This is a genomic window from Vibrio sp. 10N.286.48.C11, assembly GCF_041469805.1.
In the GTDB taxonomy this organism is placed as follows: domain Bacteria; phylum Pseudomonadota; class Gammaproteobacteria; order Enterobacterales; family Vibrionaceae; genus Vibrio; species Vibrio crassostreae_C.
The window spans coordinates 1-504 of record NZ_JBFRLK010000157.1 but is presented as its reverse complement, the minus strand read 5'-3'; the positions used below and the strand labels follow the sequence as shown (position 1 = coordinate 504).

Annotated in this window: 1 protein-coding gene; it reads left to right on the top strand. The window is 43.3% G+C overall.

Annotated features, from left to right (window positions below):
- Positions 1–78: 78 nt before the first annotated feature.
- A partial coding sequence (locus tag AB4209_RS22320; protein WP_372057428.1) for an IS5 family transposase occupies positions 79–504 on the top strand: 426 nt, incomplete at its 3' end.

The following is a 504-nucleotide window of genomic DNA, read 5'->3' as shown; positions in this document are numbered from 1 at the left end:
GGCGTTGTTGCCTAAATTAGTTGAACCTTTTCCAAGTCCTGTGATCTGATCATTTGAAACGATTGGAATGGTGGTGATATGGGTAAAGCAAACAAGAAGATAACTAACTGGACGGAGTACAATAAGGCTCTTTGTAAACGTGGTTCGGTTACATTCTGGATAGATGATTCAGCCGTAGATGCATGGCGATGCAAAACTCATCATGGTAAGCGTGGGAGAGGCTTTCAGTACTCTGATACAGCGATTGAAACCGCCTTGATGATTAAGGGCATCTTCTCTCTTCCTTTACGTGCTCTTCAAGGCTTTATCGACTCTATCTTTGAGCTATTAGATGTTCCACTAACGTCCCCTGACTACACCTGTATCAGTAAACGCTCGAAGACAGTTCAGGTCAAATATCGCAATAAATCGAGAGGGGCTATTCGCCATATAGCCATTGATTCTACTGGCCTCAAAGTCTTTGGTGAGGGGGAGTGGAAAGTGAAAAAGCATGGTACAGAAAAA